Genomic DNA, 1,604 nt, shown 5'->3' on the forward strand with positions numbered 1-1,604 from the left:
GTCGATTCTTATTGAGAATCAAAAAATAGTAATTGAGCAAGGTTTTATCAATTATATATAGTTGATAAAGACTAAACTTTTAAATTGAGAGTTTGATCCTGGCTCAGGACGAACGCTGGCGGCGTGCTTAACACATGCAAGTCGAGCGATGAAGCTTCCTTCGGGAAGTGGATTAGCGGCGGACGGGTGAGTAACACGTGGGCAACCTGCCTCAAAGAGGGGAATAGCCCTCCGAAAGGAGGATTAATACCGCATAAAGTTAAGGTTTCGCATGAAACTTTAACCAAAGGAGTAATCTGCTTTGAGATGGGCCCGCGCCCCATTAGCTAGTTGGTAAGGTAATGGCTTACCAAGGCGACGATGGGTAGCCGACCTGAGAGGGTGATCGGCCACATTGGAACTGAGACACGGTCCAGACTCCTACGGGAGGCAGCAGTGGGGAATATTGCGCAATGGGGGAAACCCTGACGCAGCAACGCCGCGTGGGTGATGAAGGTTTTCGGATCGTAAAACCCTGTTTTCTGGGACGATAATGACGGTACCAGATGAGGAAGCCACGGCTAACTACGTGCCAGCAGCCGCGGTAATACGTAGGTGGCAAGCGTTGTCCGGATTTACTGGGCGTAAAGGGTGCGTAGGCGGATGCTTAAGTGAGATGTGAAATACCTAAGCTTAACTTAGGGGCTGCATTTCAAACTGGGCATCTAGAGTACAGGAGAGGGAAACGGAATTCCTAGTGTAGCGGTGAAATGCGTAGAGATTAGGAAGAACACCAGTGGCGAAGGCGGTTTCCTGGACTGTAACTGACGCTGAGGCACGAAAGCGTGGGTAGCAAACAGGATTAGATACCCTGGTAGTCCACGCCGTAAACGATGAATACTAGGTGTAGGAGGGTCCAACCTTCTGTGCCGCAGTTAACACATTAAGTATTCCGCCTGGGGAGTACGGTCGCAAGACTAAAACTCAAAGGAATTGACGGGGGCCCGCACAAGCAGCGGAGCATGTGGTTTAATTCGAAGCAACGCGAAGAACCTTACCTAGACTTGACATACCCTGAATTACTCGTAACTGAGGAAGTCCCTTCGGGGACAGGGATACAGGTGGTGCATGGTTGTCGTCAGCTCGTGTCGTGAGATGTTGGGTTAAGTCCCGCAACGAGCGCAACCCTTATTATTAGTTGCTACCATTAAGTTGAGCACTCTAATGAGACTGCCTGGGTGAACCAGGAGGAAGGTGGGGATGACGTCAAATCATCATGCCCCTTATGTCTAGGGCTACACACGTGCTACAATGGTCGGTACAGAGAGACGCAAGACCGCGAGGTGGAGCAAATCTCAAAAACCGATCCCAGTTCGGATTGCAGGCTGAAACTCGCCTGCATGAAGCCGGAGTTGCTAGTAATCGCAAATCAGAATGTTGCGGTGAATACGTTCCCGGGCCTTGTACACACCGCCCGTCACACCATGAGAGTTGGCAACACCCGAAGTCCGTGAGGTAACCGTAAGGAGCCAGCGGCCGAAGGTGGGGTTAATGATTGGGGTGAAGTCGTAACAAGGTAGCCGTAGGAGAACCTGCGGCTGGATCACCTCCTTTCTAAGGAGTAA

1 rRNA gene is annotated in these 1,604 nt (G+C 50.8%); it reads left to right on the forward strand.

The annotated features are described in order from the left end of the window. Positions 1 to 80: 80 nt before the first annotated feature. Positions 81 to 1,593: ribosomal RNA gene (locus tag B5D21_RS00005) — 16S ribosomal RNA — on the forward strand. The last annotated feature ends 11 nt before the right edge of the window (positions 1,594 to 1,604 follow it).

Source organism: Clostridium tetani (assembly GCF_900167265.1).
In the GTDB taxonomy this organism is placed as follows: Bacteria; Bacillota; Clostridia; order Clostridiales; family Clostridiaceae; genus Clostridium_G; species Clostridium_G tetani.